At 36.7% G+C, this 14,887-nt stretch carries 15 protein-coding genes; 9 read left to right on the forward strand and 6 right to left on the reverse strand.

The genetic code is table 11. The features are described 5' to 3' along the window. Positions 1-59 precede the first annotated feature (59 nt). Positions 60-638: a DUF4468 domain-containing protein gene (locus tag GJU39_RS01085; RefSeq protein WP_154278833.1), complete on the forward strand. Its 579-nt coding sequence runs from the start codon at positions 60-62 to the stop codon at positions 636-638. Between the two features lie 8 nt (positions 639-646). On the opposite strand, the gene GJU39_RS01090 is transcribed toward GJU39_RS01085, so the two are convergent. Further along, entirely contained in the window at positions 647-1,114 is a 468-nt protein-coding gene (locus GJU39_RS01090; protein ID WP_154278834.1) for an SRPBCC family protein, read from the reverse strand. A gap of 239 nt (positions 1,115-1,353) precedes the next feature. Continuing rightward, positions 1,354-1,827, reverse strand: coding sequence for a ribonuclease H-like YkuK family protein (locus GJU39_RS01095; RefSeq protein ID WP_154278835.1), 474 nt, complete (start codon positions 1,825-1,827; stop codon positions 1,354-1,356). A 213-nt stretch (positions 1,828-2,040) separates the two neighbouring features. Here GJU39_RS01095 and GJU39_RS01100 point away from each other — a divergent pair, with 213 nt between their 5' ends. From GJU39_RS01100 to GJU39_RS01125, 6 genes are all read left to right on the forward strand, one after another. After that, the gene (locus tag GJU39_RS01100; protein ID WP_154278836.1) at positions 2,041-2,256 is read left to right on the forward strand and encodes a hypothetical protein; all 216 of its coding nucleotides are present in this window, start codon (positions 2,041-2,043) and stop codon (positions 2,254-2,256) included. Between the two features lie 47 nt (positions 2,257-2,303). Next, positions 2,304-3,608 carry a DEAD/DEAH box helicase gene (locus tag GJU39_RS01105; RefSeq protein ID WP_154278837.1) on the forward strand — a complete coding sequence of 435 codons (1,305 nt, stop codon included), beginning with the start codon at positions 2,304-2,306 and terminating at the stop codon, positions 3,606-3,608. Between the two features lie 136 nt (positions 3,609-3,744). After that, complete coding sequence (locus GJU39_RS01110) at positions 3,745-3,975, forward strand: DUF1456 family protein (protein WP_121948305.1); 231 nt, start codon at positions 3,745-3,747, stop codon at positions 3,973-3,975. 9 nt (positions 3,976-3,984) lie between these two features. Then, on the forward strand, positions 3,985-4,719 hold the full coding sequence (locus GJU39_RS01115; protein WP_245227642.1) for a GDSL-type esterase/lipase family protein: 735 nt from the start codon (positions 3,985-3,987) through the stop codon (positions 4,717-4,719). Between the two features lie 203 nt (positions 4,720-4,922). Further along, positions 4,923-5,270: a hypothetical protein gene (locus tag GJU39_RS01120; RefSeq protein WP_154278838.1), complete on the forward strand. Its 348-nt coding sequence runs from the start codon at positions 4,923-4,925 to the stop codon at positions 5,268-5,270. Positions 5,271-5,288: 18 nt separating this feature from the next. Further along, positions 5,289-5,684 carry a hypothetical protein gene (locus GJU39_RS01125; RefSeq protein WP_154278839.1) on the forward strand — a complete coding sequence of 132 codons (396 nt, stop codon included), beginning with the start codon at positions 5,289-5,291 and terminating at the stop codon, positions 5,682-5,684. A 147-nt stretch (positions 5,685-5,831) separates the two neighbouring features. Here the strand turns inward: GJU39_RS01125 and ettA are convergent, their stop codons facing one another. The 3 genes from ettA to GJU39_RS01140 all read right to left on the reverse strand — a co-directional run bounded on the left by ettA (position 5,832) and on the right by GJU39_RS01140 (position 9,767). After that, a complete protein-coding gene (ettA, locus tag GJU39_RS01130) occupies positions 5,832-7,511 on the reverse strand; it encodes an energy-dependent translational throttle protein EttA (protein WP_154278840.1) in 1,680 nt (559 codons plus the stop codon). A gap of 357 nt (positions 7,512-7,868) precedes the next feature. Next, positions 7,869-9,392 carry a DUF4394 domain-containing protein gene (locus tag GJU39_RS01135; RefSeq protein WP_154278841.1) on the reverse strand — a complete coding sequence of 508 codons (1,524 nt, stop codon included), beginning with the start codon at positions 9,390-9,392 and terminating at the stop codon, positions 7,869-7,871. Positions 9,393-9,446: 54 nt separating this feature from the next. Next, positions 9,447-9,767 carry a hypothetical protein gene (locus GJU39_RS01140; protein WP_154278842.1) on the reverse strand — a complete coding sequence of 107 codons (321 nt, stop codon included), beginning with the start codon at positions 9,765-9,767 and terminating at the stop codon, positions 9,447-9,449. 641 nt (positions 9,768-10,408) lie between these two features. Here GJU39_RS01140 and GJU39_RS01145 point away from each other — a divergent pair. Both GJU39_RS01145 and GJU39_RS01150 read left to right on the forward strand, forming a co-directional pair. Next, on the forward strand, positions 10,409-12,961 hold the full coding sequence (locus GJU39_RS01145) for an ATP-dependent Clp protease ATP-binding subunit (RefSeq protein WP_154278843.1): 2,553 nt from the start codon (positions 10,409-10,411) through the stop codon (positions 12,959-12,961). A 352-nt stretch (positions 12,962-13,313) separates the two neighbouring features. Beyond that, positions 13,314-13,919: a hypothetical protein gene (locus GJU39_RS01150; RefSeq protein ID WP_154278844.1), complete on the forward strand. Its 606-nt coding sequence runs from the start codon at positions 13,314-13,316 to the stop codon at positions 13,917-13,919. Between the two features lie 68 nt (positions 13,920-13,987). Here the strand turns inward: GJU39_RS01150 and GJU39_RS01155 are convergent, their stop codons facing one another. Next, complete coding sequence (locus GJU39_RS01155; RefSeq protein WP_154278845.1) at positions 13,988-14,860, reverse strand: ATP-grasp domain-containing protein; 873 nt, start codon at positions 14,858-14,860, stop codon at positions 13,988-13,990. Positions 14,861-14,887: the final 27 nt, after the last annotated feature.

Here is a 14,887-nt window from a genome sequence, read left to right on the forward strand (position 1 = left end):
GCATCAAACTGGCGGCTTTTTGTTAACTTTAAATATTACAATCCCTCACTAATCAATCCATGAGATACTTCTTCCTTCTAATTATCACGTTACTTTCAACCATCCTGTTTGCGCAGGAGAAACAATTTGCTACCGGTGATAATGGTAAGTTTATTTATTATAAAGTTGTTGATTCGCAGAAGGTAAGCAGAGATATAATTGTTCAGCGTACTAAAGATTTTGTAACTGCTCAGAAAAAAAGCATTAAAATTGTAAGTGATACGGATTCTTCAGTTTCTGCAAAAGGAACATTGGTTATTGATAAAACGGTGTTAGTGGTAGGTCATCCAAGTGGTGAGTTAAACTATAATCTGGTGGTTGAAGCCAGAAACGGAAAATACAGATTCTGGCTGACTGATTTCGAATTTATTCCTTATCAAAGAAATCGATATGGCAATTTTGTAGCCACAACTAACATCGGCACCCCATTAGAAACGAAAGTAGATAAGCTTACTGCCGGTCAATGGAAAGATATTCAGGCAACTGCTTACGCTAAAGTGGAAAAGTTAGGGGAAAGTTTAAAAGTATTTCTTGCTAGCGATGCGGCTGTAAAATTGCCAGTTAAACCAGCCGGAACCATTTCTACTAAGAACTGGTAAGAAATAGACTAAATTTTGCCAAAGATTTCCTCAACTTTTTTATTTCTGAAATCAAAAATCCCTTTAATTTTCTTTTCTACGATTAAACCATTAGCTAACAGTCCAATCGGGCCCCAGCCAATGCCATAATGAAGCAAATCTTTCATTAATATACCTTTTTCAGTTTCTTGAAAGTGATGCTGATGGTGCCAGAACGAAAACGGACCAAATCGTTGCTCATCGATGAAATATTCCCTGTCTTTTACATGGGTAATTTCTGTCATCCAATTTAGCTTAATGCCAAGGAGAGGCGAAACTTTATAGGTAATGATCAGGCCGGGATACATTTTGATGTTAGCCATATCAGGCGTGGTGACGTCGAAAGTCATGTCTTTCGGGGTAATTTCTGTTAAATTTAATGGCGATGAAAAAAAGTCCCAGGCAGTATTTAAATCAACTGGTATTTCTTGAGTAAACTCTATTCGGTATGTTTTCAATTTCTGCTTTTATGTCTAACAGCTAATCAGGTAATTTGTTGGTGATCTTAAGATTAATTCTGAGGTTTAACTACAAAGGCCTTAAAGGGAAGCGTAAAGACCACAAATTGGCATATCTCCATATCACTAATGTTCTTACATTGTGAAGTCTAAAGCGGTCTGAGAATTTACTTTTTCAGCTTTGACAACTTTTAATTAATGGTTTATCAAAGTTGTCAAAGCTAATTGTATTAATATTTTTAATGCACCATTTTATCAGCACAAGTAGAGCTGGCAAAGGCTTCTGGCTTGGCTTTGAAAATAAAACCCATGCTCATGATGTATCCCATGGCATCATTAAGTGCTTTGTTCGATTTAAATAGCGGATTGGTATTGATATCGGCATGCACTTCAAGCGCTACATCATAAACATCCAGCAGATCGCAGATGGAGTACGCAGCTTCGATAGATTTTTGAACTTCTACCAGCATTCTTTCTTTGATACTTACCTGCTGTGTGCTTTTCTCCTGATGGATGTACATGAAACCACCATGATGTTCTCTTAAAAGCACAATTACGGTAGCGAAGTCGGTGATGGCACCTTTTACCTGCGAGTCCGTTCCGATGCAGACTTTAAGTTTGAAGCCGTTTTGGGTCTCTCTGATAATAGATTTTTCGATTTCCTCGTGGATAGAAGATTGAATAATTTCACCACTAAATTTTTTCCAGGTCATACACAATTTTATTGGGGTTAATAAATGGTAATCAGGTTTTTATAAAAATAAGCGCTATAAATTAAATGTATGTTAATGTTAAGTTGTTTATTTGCTAACAAATATTTAGTTATCAACAAGTTAATTAATTATGGTGATTTGATTGCAGGTTTATGAAACAAATTTTTCTACCTGTCGTTACTATTATATTGTTAACCTAATACATAAAATATTATGAGCGCAGAACTAATTCAAGAACTTCAGTTGTTACAAAATAGTAGAGCTAACAAATTTGATGATTTAACCGATCGGTTCAGGTCGTCTGTAGACCAGATGACAGAGCAGGTACAGTCTTCGATTTCGCATAGGGGAAAGATGCTGATGCTTCTGGAAAAAAGGCTAAATTTCTCTTTGCTCAAAAAATTCAAAAACAACTTTTTTAAGATCTAAGCTAACGTAACTTCCTACAGGCTATTTAAATGTTTATCTTTGGCATAATGATAGAAAATGCCTTAAAAAGATTAAACATTACTGCGCTTAATGAAATGCAGGAAACCGCTGTTGAGCAAGGAAAACTGGGCCACGATATCTTGCTGATTGCGCCAACAGGTTCAGGCAAAACGCTGGCATTTTTACTTCCCTTACTGACTAGCTTAAAGGCAGATGTTAAAGGGGTGCAGGCATTGATTTTAGTGCCCTCGAGAGAGCTTGCCTTACAAATTGAGCAGGTTTTTAAACAAATGGGTACGCCTTTCAAAGTAAATTGCTGTTATGGTGGTCATGCTGTACGCGTGGAGAAAAATAATCTGGCGCATCCACCAGCTGTACTGATTGGAACGCCGGGGCGTATTGCCTATCACCTGGATCATCGGAACTTTGATGAATCATTTATTGAAACACTTGTTTTGGATGAGTTTGATAAATCGCTGGAGTTTGGTTTTGAAAAAGACATGTCGTACATCATTGGCTCACTCTACTCATTAAGACAGCGAATCTTAACTTCTGCCACTAAAATGGAAGAGATTCCGGCTTTTGTTAAACTGAATACACCCGTAGCTATAGATTTTTCTAAAAATGTGCAGGTAAAACCTGATTTAAAACTCAAGAAAATTACGGTACCCGCTGCCGATAAGCTGGATGCAGTCTTTAAATTGTTAAGTAAAATCGGTTCGAAAAATACGTTGGTATTTTGTAATCACCGGGAAACGGTTGATCGAATCAGCGATTTACTTTTCGAACATGGTTTGGCACATGATGTTTTTCATGGCGGAATGGAGCAGTTTGACCGGGAAAAAGCACTGCTTAAATTCCGGAACGGGAGCCATAAAATCTTAATCACGACAGATTTAGCAGCCAGAGGACTAGACATTCCCGAAGTTGAATACATTGTACATTACCAATTGCCTTATACAGAAGATTCTTACATTCATAGAAATGGCAGAACCGCGAGGATGAATGCAAAAGGTACTGCTTACGTTGTGCTTACGCCAGAAGAACATTATAAATACCTGCCGGAAGATATTCAGGAAGAAGATTTATCTAAAAACTATAAATTGCCTGAGGCAAGCGACTGGGTAACATTATATATTCCAAACGGCAAAAAAGATAAAATCAACAAAGTAGACATTGTAGGTGTTTTCCTTAAAAAAGGTGAACTTGAAAAAGATGACCTGGGATTAATTGAGGTAAAAGATTCTGCAAGTTACGTTGCGGTGAAGCGAAGCAAAGTTGAAAAACTTTTAAAGGTTTTACGTGATGAAAAGATTAAAGGCAAGAAACTTAAACTGGAAATAGCAAGTTAGATTTGGGGCTGTTTTCGGCTAATCGTCGGTCGTTTTTCGTTCGATTGGTTAAAATAATTAGCATTTAAATTAACATTCACTCACTCGCTAATTCAAAATTCACTTACTCTCTAATTCAAAATTCACATATTAAAAGATGAGCAATAACGATATACTTAAAAAATTAAGGGTGGCACTGTCACTTAAAACAGATGATATTATTACGATCTGCGATCTGGTTGGGTTCAAGGTAACCAAAGCTGAACTGGGAGATATTTTCAGAAATGAAGATCACGAGAATTTTAAACCTTGTGGCGATCAGATTCTGCGGAACTTTTTGAATGGCTTAGTGATTTATAAAAGAGGTCCGAGAGAAGAGAAAAAATAATATTATTTAATGAGAACGTTTTCCATGAAATATTGCCTCATCATCGCATTATTGGCTTTATGCTCAGACAATAACTTTGCACAACAACCAGCGCATGCTCAAAAAGAAGATTTCTCTGATGACTGGGCTGCTTTATCTAAGTATAAAAACGAGAATGCTGCTTTGCCAGCTCCTGCAGTCGGCGAAAAAAGGGTTGTATTTTTAGGAAGTTCCATATTTGAATTTTGGAAACAAAAAGATCCGAAATACTTCAGCAGTCATCCTTATATAGATAGGGGAATAAGTGGACAAATCTCTCCACAATTGCTCATCCGATTCAGACAAGACGTAATTGATTTAAAACCTGCAGCGGTGATCATCTTAGCTGGCAGTAATGATATTTCAAACGATAAAGGGCATGTAACCAATGAAGGCATTATGGATCACATCAAATCGATGTCAGAATTAGCCAGGCTTCATAATATTAAAGTTATTCTGTGTAAATACTTACCTGTTTATGAATATCCATGGAATAAAAGCATTAAACCTGCCGAAAAAATTGTTGACCTCAACAATATGATCGCGACTTACGCAAAAGAAAATAATTTCACTGTACTTGATTACTGGACGCCTTTAGTTAATCAGCGGAAAGGCCAGAAAAAAGAACTCACAATAGATGGTGTACATCCTAATCTGGCAGGATATAAGATAATGCAGGAAGTAACTGAGAAGGCCATCGACCAGGCATTGGAAAAAAGAAAATAAATAAAAAATAACCCACAAACTACTTGCAGGTTATTTTTTATTTAAAACTTTCAATAATATTTGAAAATACAGAAACTTGTGTTTATCTTTATATCGTCAAAGAAATTAAGGTTATTAGGGAAGAGGATAAAAATTAAATTTTAAAATTGACTTAAGCGGAGTTATTCCTTCGATAATATTCAGCTATTGTAAAATGAATCAAGATGAATTACAATTTAATAGGATATAGCATTTTCATCGCCATTATTGTTTTGATCATCGTTATCGTTGGCAGAATTTGCTATCGGAATGGCAATATTTTTGTCGTTGCGCTTATTCCTGATCATTTAGATTTATGTCAGCAGATTAATAAAACGCTTCTCGTTTGTTATTACCTTGTTAACATCGGGTATTGTACCATGACACTGGTGAGTTGGGATGCCGTTAGTTCGCCCTTGCAATTGGTAGAGATACTGGCAATAAAATTGGCTGTGATTATCTGCATTTTATCTGTTCTGCATTATTTGAATATTTTCTTGCTTACCAACACCATTCATAAATTAATAAAATAACAATCTAAAAATTTAGTCATGGAAACTACCAAAATTTTAATCGGTTATGCTATCTATTTACCAATAGCCCTAATTTTGACACTTTATGTTTCAAGAACATTATTTAAAAATAGTAAGATTTATATGCTTGATATTTTTAAAGGCAGGGAAGAAATTGCAAATGCTACAAATAAACTTTTCGAAACAGGCTTCTATTTATTAAATATTGGCTTTGCATTATTAATTATGAAGATTAATATTTCTTCAAACAGCTACCAAAGTTTGGTGGAGGCCCTAGGTTCAAAAATAGGTGGTTTTGCGATCTACCTCGGCCTCATGTTATTTATCAATCTTTTTTTCTTTTTTAGAGGTAAAAGAAAAGCAAATGAAGTTCCAAAACCTACCTCTTTCCCTCCAACATTTGTTGGTCAGTAAGTGAAAACTTAGACATCCTTTAGGCAAAGCGCATATTAAAGTTGTCAAAGCTAAATCTTCAGAAATGGAAAAGCTTTGACAACTTTTGGGCAAAGCGCATATTAAAGTTGTCAAAGCTAAATTTCAATTCCCGAAAATTGATCAGGATTAATCTAATTTTTTATATCTGATTCTCTTCGGTGTTACATCACCTAAACGTTTCTTGCGGTTTTCTTCGTAATCAGAATAATTTCCTTCGAAGAAATAAACTTCTGAGTTTCCTTCAAATGCCAGGATGTGAGTACAAATCCTATCTAAGAACCACCTATCGTGACTAATCACTACGGCGCAGCCTCCAAAGTTTTCCAATGCCTCTTCCAAAGCACGCAGTGTATTTACATCAATATCATTGGTTGGCTCATCGAGTAGAAGTACGTTAGCACCTTTTTTTAAGGTAATGGCCAGGTGAACCCGGTTCCGTTCACCGCCAGATAAGATGCCTACTTTTTTCTGTTGATCGCCGCCATTAAAGTTGAATTTGGAAACATAAGCACGTCCGTTTACGGCCTTCGTTCCTAACTGAATATTATCTAGCCCATCTGTAATGTTTTCATAAACAGTTTTGTCTGCGTCTAAATCATTGTGCATTTGATCTACATAACCCAATTCTACAGTATCTCCAACACGGAAAGTACCATTATCAGGTTCTTCCTGTCCGGTAATTAAACGGAATAGCGTGGTTTTACCCGCACCATTTGGGCCAATAATCCCTACAATCCCTGCTGGTGGAAGCGAGAAGTTTAAGTTATCAAACAAAATTTTATCACCATAAGCCTTGGTCACATTTGTTGCTTCAATCACCACATTACCTAAACGAGGGCCTGCAGGAATGAAAAGCTCCAGTTTGTCTTCTCTTTCTCTTCCATCTTCTGAAGCTAACTTATCATAGTTGGCTAAGCGGGCTTTGGATTTGGCATGACGCGCTTTTGGAGCCATACGTACCCATTCCAATTCGCGCTCAAGTGTTTTCTGGCGTTTGCTTTCTGTTTTTTCCTCCTGAGATAAACGTTTAGCTTTTTGCTCTAACCAACTGCTGTAATTTCCTTTCCAGGGAATTCCCTCACCACGATCTAATTCTAAAATCCATCCGGCTACGTTATCCAGGAAATACCTATCGTGAGTAACGGCAATTACTGTTCCTTCGTAGTTTTGTAAGAATTGTTCTAACCAATCGATACTTTCTGCATCCAGGTGGTTGGTAGGCTCATCCAGCAATAATACATCTGGTTTTTGCAATAGTAAGCGGCACATGGCTACACGGCGACGTTCACCTCCGGAAAGTACACCGATTTTAGTTTCAGGATCAGGACAACGCAAGGCGTCCATCGCTCTCTCCAATTTGGAGTCGAGTTCCCAGGCACCCAGGGCATCAATTTTATCTTGTAACTCACCTTGTCTGGCCATTAATTTATCCATGGCATCAGGATCTGAATAATTTTCTTCCAGTCCGAAGGCTTCATTCACTTCTTCGTATTCTTTTAAAGTTGCAATTACATCAGCAACTCCTTCTTCTACAATCTCACGAACTGTTTTTTCGGGATCAAGAATTGGCTCCTGGGCTAAATAACCTACAGAATAACCTGGTGAAAAAACCACTTCTCCCTGATAGGTTTTATCTAAACCTGCAATAATTTTTAATAGTGATGATTTACCAGAGCCGTTTAAACCAATTACGCCAATTTTAGCACCGTAAAAGAAAGAAAGGTAAATATTTTTTAAAACCTGTTTTTGTGGTGGGTAAATTTTATTTACACCAGCCATTGAAAAGATTATTTTTTCGTCAGACATATTAATCGGTTATGTTATTTAATGGTAATAGTTATTGCCCTAAGATTTTGAAGAATTTTACTTCGAAAGTTACAGCCGGACCTGCAAGCCATATGCATAATAATGTAAATAGACAGATGTACAAATCCGAATGCAAAGATAGAAACAACATGGCGATAAAAAAGTGGATTGTAAAGTATCTCATAACTTTTGATGTTAGCGTCCAAACTTCCCGAAAGGAGAATAGCGATTGTTATAACTACATTGATCTCAATAGAATCAACAAAATGCGGGAAAAGTTATTAAATAGGTAATATGAAATCAAAAAAAAGGCTACAACAATTAAGCTGTAGCCATTTTCACTCCAAAGAATTCTTATTAAAAACCTAAACCTAATGCAAAACCTCTGGAAGCATTTGCAATAGTTGCACCAGCGGTTGCAACACCGGTTGATAGATTTACACTGTAAATTTTTTGTGTACCGGCAACAGTAAATAGGCCATAAGCCATGCCACTCGTTCCGCCGATATCAAAACCATTATTTGATTCTACATTAATGCCTAGTGCACCCACATCTACTAAAGTTCCTATGTTAGGTGGATCTTGTTTATATAATCTGTCGCCTGTCGCGTCGATATCAAATAATACAGTTGTGGTGGCTCCTTGAAAATTATTAGTATATGCTGCTCCGGAAATTGCTGCAGTTGCAAGTGAAATATTTCCATCAGGTGTTATGGTTCCATCCAATGGATTGAAACGTAAATTCTGGCCCAAATTGCTCACAATACGAATTCTATCTACAGTAGGGTTGAAGTCGAAACCGAATTGCGTACCATTTAATAAAGTGCTGAAAGGTGCACTGCCAACTGCTACAGAAGCACCAGAAGACATATTAATGGTATAAATACGACTTGAACTACCCAACGCATAAAGCTGTCCATTTAAGGGACGAAGGTCTATGCCCAGAATGCTTTCGCCTGCCTGAATGCCCGTAATTGTTTTCACGCTAACAGTTGGTGTTGTTGCTAACGGATTGAAAATTAATAATTCATTGTTATTAGATATAGCATACGCTACTGTTTCTGTCGGAATAGCTAAGCCCGTAATGTTAAGTGGTAGATTCCCAACTTTTGTTGCCTGACCACTGCTTGTATTAACCGTATACAAACCAGAAACGCCACCAACGGTTAATGCTGCAATTGCAGCGCTACCATCCGGATTAATATCAAAACCTCCCATCTCTTCTACATCAAAACCAAGGTTTCCAACTTCTACCAATTTCCCATCATTAGGTGGGTCTTGCTTATATAATTTATCTGTTGCTGCATCAATATCAAACAGCACTGTTGCCGTAGCACCAGCTTTGTTTTGAGTATAAGCTACTGAAGAAACTTTTGCATTGGTTACGCCGTTAATCGCACCATCCGTAGCTGCAACAGTTCCGGTTTCTGGATTCAGACGTAAATTCTGGCCCGTATTGGTTACCACACGAATGCGATCCACTGTCGGATTAAAATCGAAACCTGCAGCCGTACCACTCAAAGCCGGAGTAAAGGGAGCAGAAGAAATTGATCTTGCTACACCGGTTTTCTGGTCGATAACATATAATCGGCTAGAGCTTCCCAGACCATAAAGCTGGCCTGTAGCAGGACGAAAATCGATTCCTAAAATGGTTTCGCCGGTTTGTAATCCGCTAATGGTTACTGTAGAAGTCACCGTAGTTGGGTTTTTAGCATTAATTAGATGCAATTTACTGTCAGACGTTAATGCATAGAAATTAAGATCCGGACCGGGAGTAAGTACTTCCTGGTCGATGTTTCTGTCTTTTTTGCACGCAGAAAATAAGATAGGGGTCATAATAGCGCATAAGGCTACTATGATTAAATGTTTAATTTTAATCATGTTTTTATTGTTTAATTAATGGGTAAGGATTTTTAACATAGAAGTGTGAAACTTCTATTTTGGGGGTTGTTCTGGTATTTGTAAATAACAGTGTGTCAGGTTGAATGTGCCTGGGAACCGGCTGTTTCCGGAATAATAAAAACCATCAAAATCAAGATCGCTCATTGGAGTGAACAGCAAGTCTGACGGTTTGTCTTTCTCTTCCAGTTGATTTTGTTTTTCGTTGGATTCAGATTTTTCTGATAAATCGCTGTTTTGTGTTTTAAGAACTTCCTTAGTCGCTTTTGGCAAAGGCATTGCATAAATAAAAATCCTGCCTGTAAAAACAGTAAGCAGAATTAATACAATGAAAAACCTTTGGTAAAGTGCTGGCATATTAAAAGTTAAATTCTTTCGATTCGAAAACACATACGTAAAAAAAATCCGAATAGATTCTTTGCTTTCTTTGGTTGGCGAACAAATAGCGTCTAATAAGGAGGAAATGAATTTCTTGATGTTATGGCTTTAACCACCACGCTCTTCAGGCGCCGCTCCTTAAAAAAGGAGCGAAGTAGTTTCCCAAAACAAAAAGCTTTTAAACAGGGTTTATCTAAAATAACGATCTATTTTAAAGTGGTTTTGGGAAATTCATTATAATTTGTTTGCTTATATATAAAAGGATGTCATAATCCTTTGTTTTTCTGTCAAAACTTGTAAATTGCATAGATAAAAAGATACAATTTGTCAGTTTTATCCGGCAGGAAAATCCTTACACTAAACCGACAAAAACTAAATGCAGATAAAGTGCTAAATTCAAAAGCACTTTAAAACCTTTAAAACAGATATTACGTAGATAGATATCAGGATAAGCATATTTACAGCAACGATATTCTTACATAAATTTTTGGAGTTGCAGTAGTTCAAAAAGCTGTTTATCTCCCCACATGGCGCAATTGTTGATAAAATAAAGAAAACAGTACTATCTCTTTTTATAATATATTTTATAGTTTAGGGACGTAGCTGTTAAGAAAGGTATTATGGAAGCAAAATTTTCACCACAGGTTAAAGATGTAATCTCTTTTAGTAGGGAGGAAGCTCTCCGTTTAGGGCATGATTACATTGGAACCGAACATTTATTATTGGGCCTCATCCGCGAAGGCGATGGTATGGCTATCAAAATTTTAAGATCGTTAGGAGTAGATACGGGTAAATTGCGCCGCTCAATTGAAGATGCTGTTCGCGGCACTTCGAGTGTTACAGTTAACTTAGGGAATATTCCGTTAACGAAACAAGCAGAAAAAGTTTTAAAAATTACTTACTTAGAAGCTAAAATATTTAAAAGTGATTTAATTGGCACCGAACATTTATTGTTATCGGTTTTGAGAGATGATGATAATATTGCCTCACAAATCTTGTTACAATACGGGGTAACTTATGATGTTTTTAAACAGGAGGTAGAAGTGAATAAAAATGGTTTCAGAGATGATATTTCAAACAGCGCATCAACAGGTGGCGATGACGATTATCGTGAAGAAGAGAGCTTTAGCACCCCTAAAAAGGTTTCAGACATTAAATCAAAAACACCGGTTTTAGATAATTTTGGTCGTGATTTAACAAAAGCTGCAGAAGAAGGTCGTTTAGATCCAATTGTTGGTCGTGAGAAAGAGATTGAGCGTGTTTCACAAATCTTATCTCGTAGGAAGAAAAACAATCCGATTTTAATTGGAGAGCCTGGTGTGGGTAAATCTGCAATTGCAGAAGGTTTAGCCTTACGCATTGTTCAGCGCAAAGTATCCCGTGTGCTTTTTGGCAAACGTGTGGTAACATTGGATTTAGCATCTTTGGTTGCTGGTACCAAATACCGCGGTCAGTTCGAAGAGCGTATGAAAGCCGTGATGAACGAATTGGAGAAATCTACAGATGTGATTTTATTTATCGATGAGATTCACACAATTGTTGGTGCTGGTGGTGCTTCTGGTTCATTAGATGCATCGAATATGTTTAAGCCGGCGCTGGCCAGGGGAGAAATTCAATGTATTGGGGCTACCACTTTAGATGAATATCGTCAGTATATTGAAAAAGATGGTGCTTTAGATCGTCGTTTCCAAAAAGTGATGGTTGAACCTGCTACCCCGGATGAAACTGTTGAAATTTTAACGAGAATAAAAGATAAGTATGAAGAACACCATGGTGTAACCTATACTGACGAAGCTATTTTAGCTTGCGTTAGCTTAACTTCCCGTTACATTTCAGATCGTTTCCTGCCGGATAAAGCGATCGATGCTTTAGATGAAGCCGGATCCCGAGTACATTTAACGAATATTCATGTTCCGCAAAATATTATTGATATTGAAGCGAAAATTGAAGATATTAAGTTAGAAAAAAATAAAGTTGTCCGTAGCCAGAAGTATGAAGAAGCAGCAAAACTTCGTGATACTGAGAAAAATTTAATTGAAGAATTAGATAAGGCAAAAGCAGAGTGGGAAGCAGAAACCAAGACCAAACGTTACGAAGTATCAGAAGATAATGTAGCTGAAGTTGTTGCCATGATGACTGGTATTCCGGTTCAGCGTGTTGGACAGACTGATAGCCAGAAGCTTTTGAACATGTACGATAAAGTAGCCGAAAAAATTATAGGTCAGGATGATGCGATTAAGAAATTAACCAAAGCTATCCAGCGTACAAGAGCAGGGTTAAAGGATCCGAAAAAACCAATTGGCTCATTTATTTTCCTAGGTCCTACCGGAGTTGGTAAAACAGAATTAGCAAAAGAACTGGCTCGTTTTATGTTTGATAGTGATGATTCACTAATTCAAATTGACATGAGTGAATACATGGAGAAGTTCGCAGTATCACGTTTAGTGGGTGCGCCTCCGGGATACGTAGGTTATGAAGAAGGAGGACAGTTAACTGAAAAAGTTAGAAGAAAACCATATGCAGTGATCTTATTGGATGAGATTGAGAAAGCGCATCCAGATGTATTCAATATCCTGTTACAGGTTTTAGATGAAGGACAGTTAACTGATAGTTTAGGTCGAAAAGTTGATTTTAGAAATACGATCATCATTATGACTTCAAACATTGGTGCCCGTCAATTGAAAGATTTTGGTCAGGGTGTTGGTTTCTCTACTTCAGCGAAAACAAACCAGGCAGAATCGCACAGTCGTGGTGTGATTGAAGGTGCATTGAAACGTGCTTTTGCTCCTGAATTCTTAAACCGGGTTGATGATGTGGTTGTATTCAACAGCTTAGGTAAAGAAGAAATCTTCAGGATTATCGATATTGAATTAAAAGCTTTATTTGGTCGTGTTCATACCTTAGGTTATGAAATTGCGTTAACTGAAAATGCAAAGGAATATATCGCTGAGAAAGGCTTCGACAGTAACTTCGGTGCCCGTCCGTTAAAAAGAGCAATTCAGAAATACCTGGAAGATCCAATTGCAGAGGAAATTTTAAAAGGTGAATTGTCCCAAGGCGACGTATTGGAAATTGATTACGAAAAAGAAACCGAATTGATTTCAATTAATCATCGAAAAGGCGAAAAGAAAAAAGAAGAGCCTAAGAAAGAAGAAGATTCTTCAAGCAAATAAGTTTAAACTCCTGACGAAAGTCGGGAGTTTTTTTTGCATAACTGAGAAAATGTTTTCATCTATAGTCTAATATAAATCAGGGAAGGAATCGATCGATAATATCAAAAAACTGTATGTTCAGCAGCATTGTCTGAGTTCAGATTAGGCCAAAGGGCGTAGTAAATGCACGGGTATTTACCAAGGAGAAAACTACATTTCGTGGCGGATTGCCGATGATTTCAAAGTTGGAAACGGGACACAGATCCCTAAGTATTGACTTTTATCAATCGGAAATTGTCAAAATACTTTAAAATCTGTATTTTTGATCATACAATATAAGATTTTTTTTGATTTTTAAGGCTACATTTGCGCCATGAGAATCAAACTTGCTCTTCTGCTGATATCATCTTTAAGTGTTTCTTTATATGTTAAGGCACAAAATAATTTGATTACTAATGATGCCAACATCACGATCAAAAATTTAGTTGAAAACCGCATTGGTTTTAATAAAACACTAATTAAATCACGTGAAATTCAAATAGCAAATCTTCCTAAACCCCAATATATTTTTAATCAGCCTGGCTCTCATACCGTCAATTTCGAAAATTTAAATTTTAGCATTGAAAATAAAAAGATTGTATCCATAGCAGAGATCCCTTTATCTAAAGCTGCTCTTAATATAATTAATGAACGTTTAATCGTGCTTGATAAGATGCAATATGCCTATAGTGAAAGCTCGAATCTTGAATATCTATCAGGAGAAAAAGATAGGCGCGTAGCATTCAATAATGACAGACAGTTTTTCTCTGTCCTAAAAAGCTTAAAGTCTACCATTACTGAAATCAGTACTTTGGCAAAAGCAGATGATCAGAAAGCATCTGTGGAAAATGCATTGGCAAAATGGAAACAGCCACATATCGATTGGCAATTTTTTAGCCAAATTGTGGTGAAGGAAACGCAGTTTACTTTAGGTAAATAGTTTTTTAATCAGGATTTATTGTCATTAACATACGAGTACAAATCTCATTCAATTTTCGCTTATCTCATTCAAATTAGTTTTTTCAAGGCTTGATAATATCTTTCATAGTTTAGTGGATCAGTGTTGAGGAATAAAAACGGTTCAATCAACTCTAGTTCCATCAATAAAAATTTTTCGTTAACAAATGTTCCATCTACTCTTGCATAGAGACAATCTTTTGCAAAAAGGTTAACGTATGCTGATGCTGTATCAATTAAAGACTGATCAGGATTTTGGGGGTGAACCGATCCGCCATGCGATGGCTGAACCCTGAAATCACCATCCTTAACTTTTTTAACCAGACAGTGACTGTAGATTCCGTTGAAAAAAATGAACGACCATTCGCCGTGCTCAACTATCTCCGACAAAAATGGCTGGATGATAAAATCTTCATCCTGAATAAGTAAAGTTAATTTCGAAATAACTTCATCAATATTGTCTTTAGTAACTTTAAAAGTGTTTTTCGCTCCGCCACTGATGCAAGGCTTAACAATTAGCTGATCGGTATGGTAGAAATCAAAGAAATTTTCAAGAATTACTTTCTCATTTTTATAGATAAAAGAGCACGGCGTAATCGCCAATCCAGCGGCTTCAATTTCTTGGAGATATTGCTTATCAGTATTCCACCTCACCACATCAATTGGATTAAGTAATTTTATTTTCTTTTCCTCAAGGTGGTTTAGCCATAGGTAAAAGTCAGTAATCAGATCAAAATAATCCCATGGCGACTTTAATATTGCAAGTTGATAATTTTCCCAATTTACTTTTGGATCATTCCAGATTACCATCTCAATATTTAACCCCTTTTCTTGCAGAAATATTAATAGCCGCTGATCTTCACTTTCAACGGTTTGACTGTCATAAGCGCCCTGATCGTGGTACGTAACTAAAGCAATATTCATTTCTAAAACTAAGTTTTATTGAACTAA

This window comes from Pedobacter petrophilus, assembly GCF_009674725.1.
GTDB classification, from domain to species: Bacteria; Bacteroidota; Bacteroidia; order Sphingobacteriales; family Sphingobacteriaceae; genus Pedobacter; species Pedobacter petrophilus.

Coding starts and splice junctions, on each gene's coding strand:
- GJU39_RS01085 (WP_154278833.1), top strand. CDS start 60: ATGAGATACTTCTTCCTTCTAATTATCACGTTACTTTCAACCATCCTG.
- GJU39_RS01095 (WP_154278835.1), bottom strand. CDS start 1,827: ATGACCTGGAAAAAATTTAGTGGTGAAATTATTCAATCTTCTATCCAC.
- GJU39_RS01100 (WP_154278836.1), top strand. CDS start 2,041: ATGAGCGCAGAACTAATTCAAGAACTTCAGTTGTTACAAAATAGTAGA.
- GJU39_RS01105 (WP_154278837.1), top strand. CDS start 2,304: ATGATAGAAAATGCCTTAAAAAGATTAAACATTACTGCGCTTAATGAA.
- GJU39_RS01110 (WP_121948305.1), top strand. CDS start 3,745: ATGAGCAATAACGATATACTTAAAAAATTAAGGGTGGCACTGTCACTT.
- GJU39_RS01115 (WP_245227642.1), top strand. CDS start 3,985: ATGAGAACGTTTTCCATGAAATATTGCCTCATCATCGCATTATTGGCT.
- GJU39_RS01120 (WP_154278838.1), top strand. CDS start 4,923: ATGAATTACAATTTAATAGGATATAGCATTTTCATCGCCATTATTGTT.
- GJU39_RS01125 (WP_154278839.1), top strand. CDS start 5,289: ATGGAAACTACCAAAATTTTAATCGGTTATGCTATCTATTTACCAATA.
- ettA (WP_154278840.1), bottom strand. CDS start 7,511: ATGTCTGACGAAAAAATAATCTTTTCAATGGCTGGTGTAAATAAAATT.
- GJU39_RS01135 (WP_154278841.1), bottom strand. CDS start 9,392: ATGATTAAAATTAAACATTTAATCATAGTAGCCTTATGCGCTATTATG.
- GJU39_RS01140 (WP_154278842.1), bottom strand. CDS start 9,767: ATGCCAGCACTTTACCAAAGGTTTTTCATTGTATTAATTCTGCTTACT.
- GJU39_RS01145 (WP_154278843.1), top strand. CDS start 10,409: ATGGAAGCAAAATTTTCACCACAGGTTAAAGATGTAATCTCTTTTAGT.
- GJU39_RS01150 (WP_154278844.1), top strand. CDS start 13,314: ATGAGAATCAAACTTGCTCTTCTGCTGATATCATCTTTAAGTGTTTCT.
- GJU39_RS01155 (WP_154278845.1), bottom strand. CDS start 14,860: ATGAATATTGCTTTAGTTACGTACCACGATCAGGGCGCTTATGACAGT.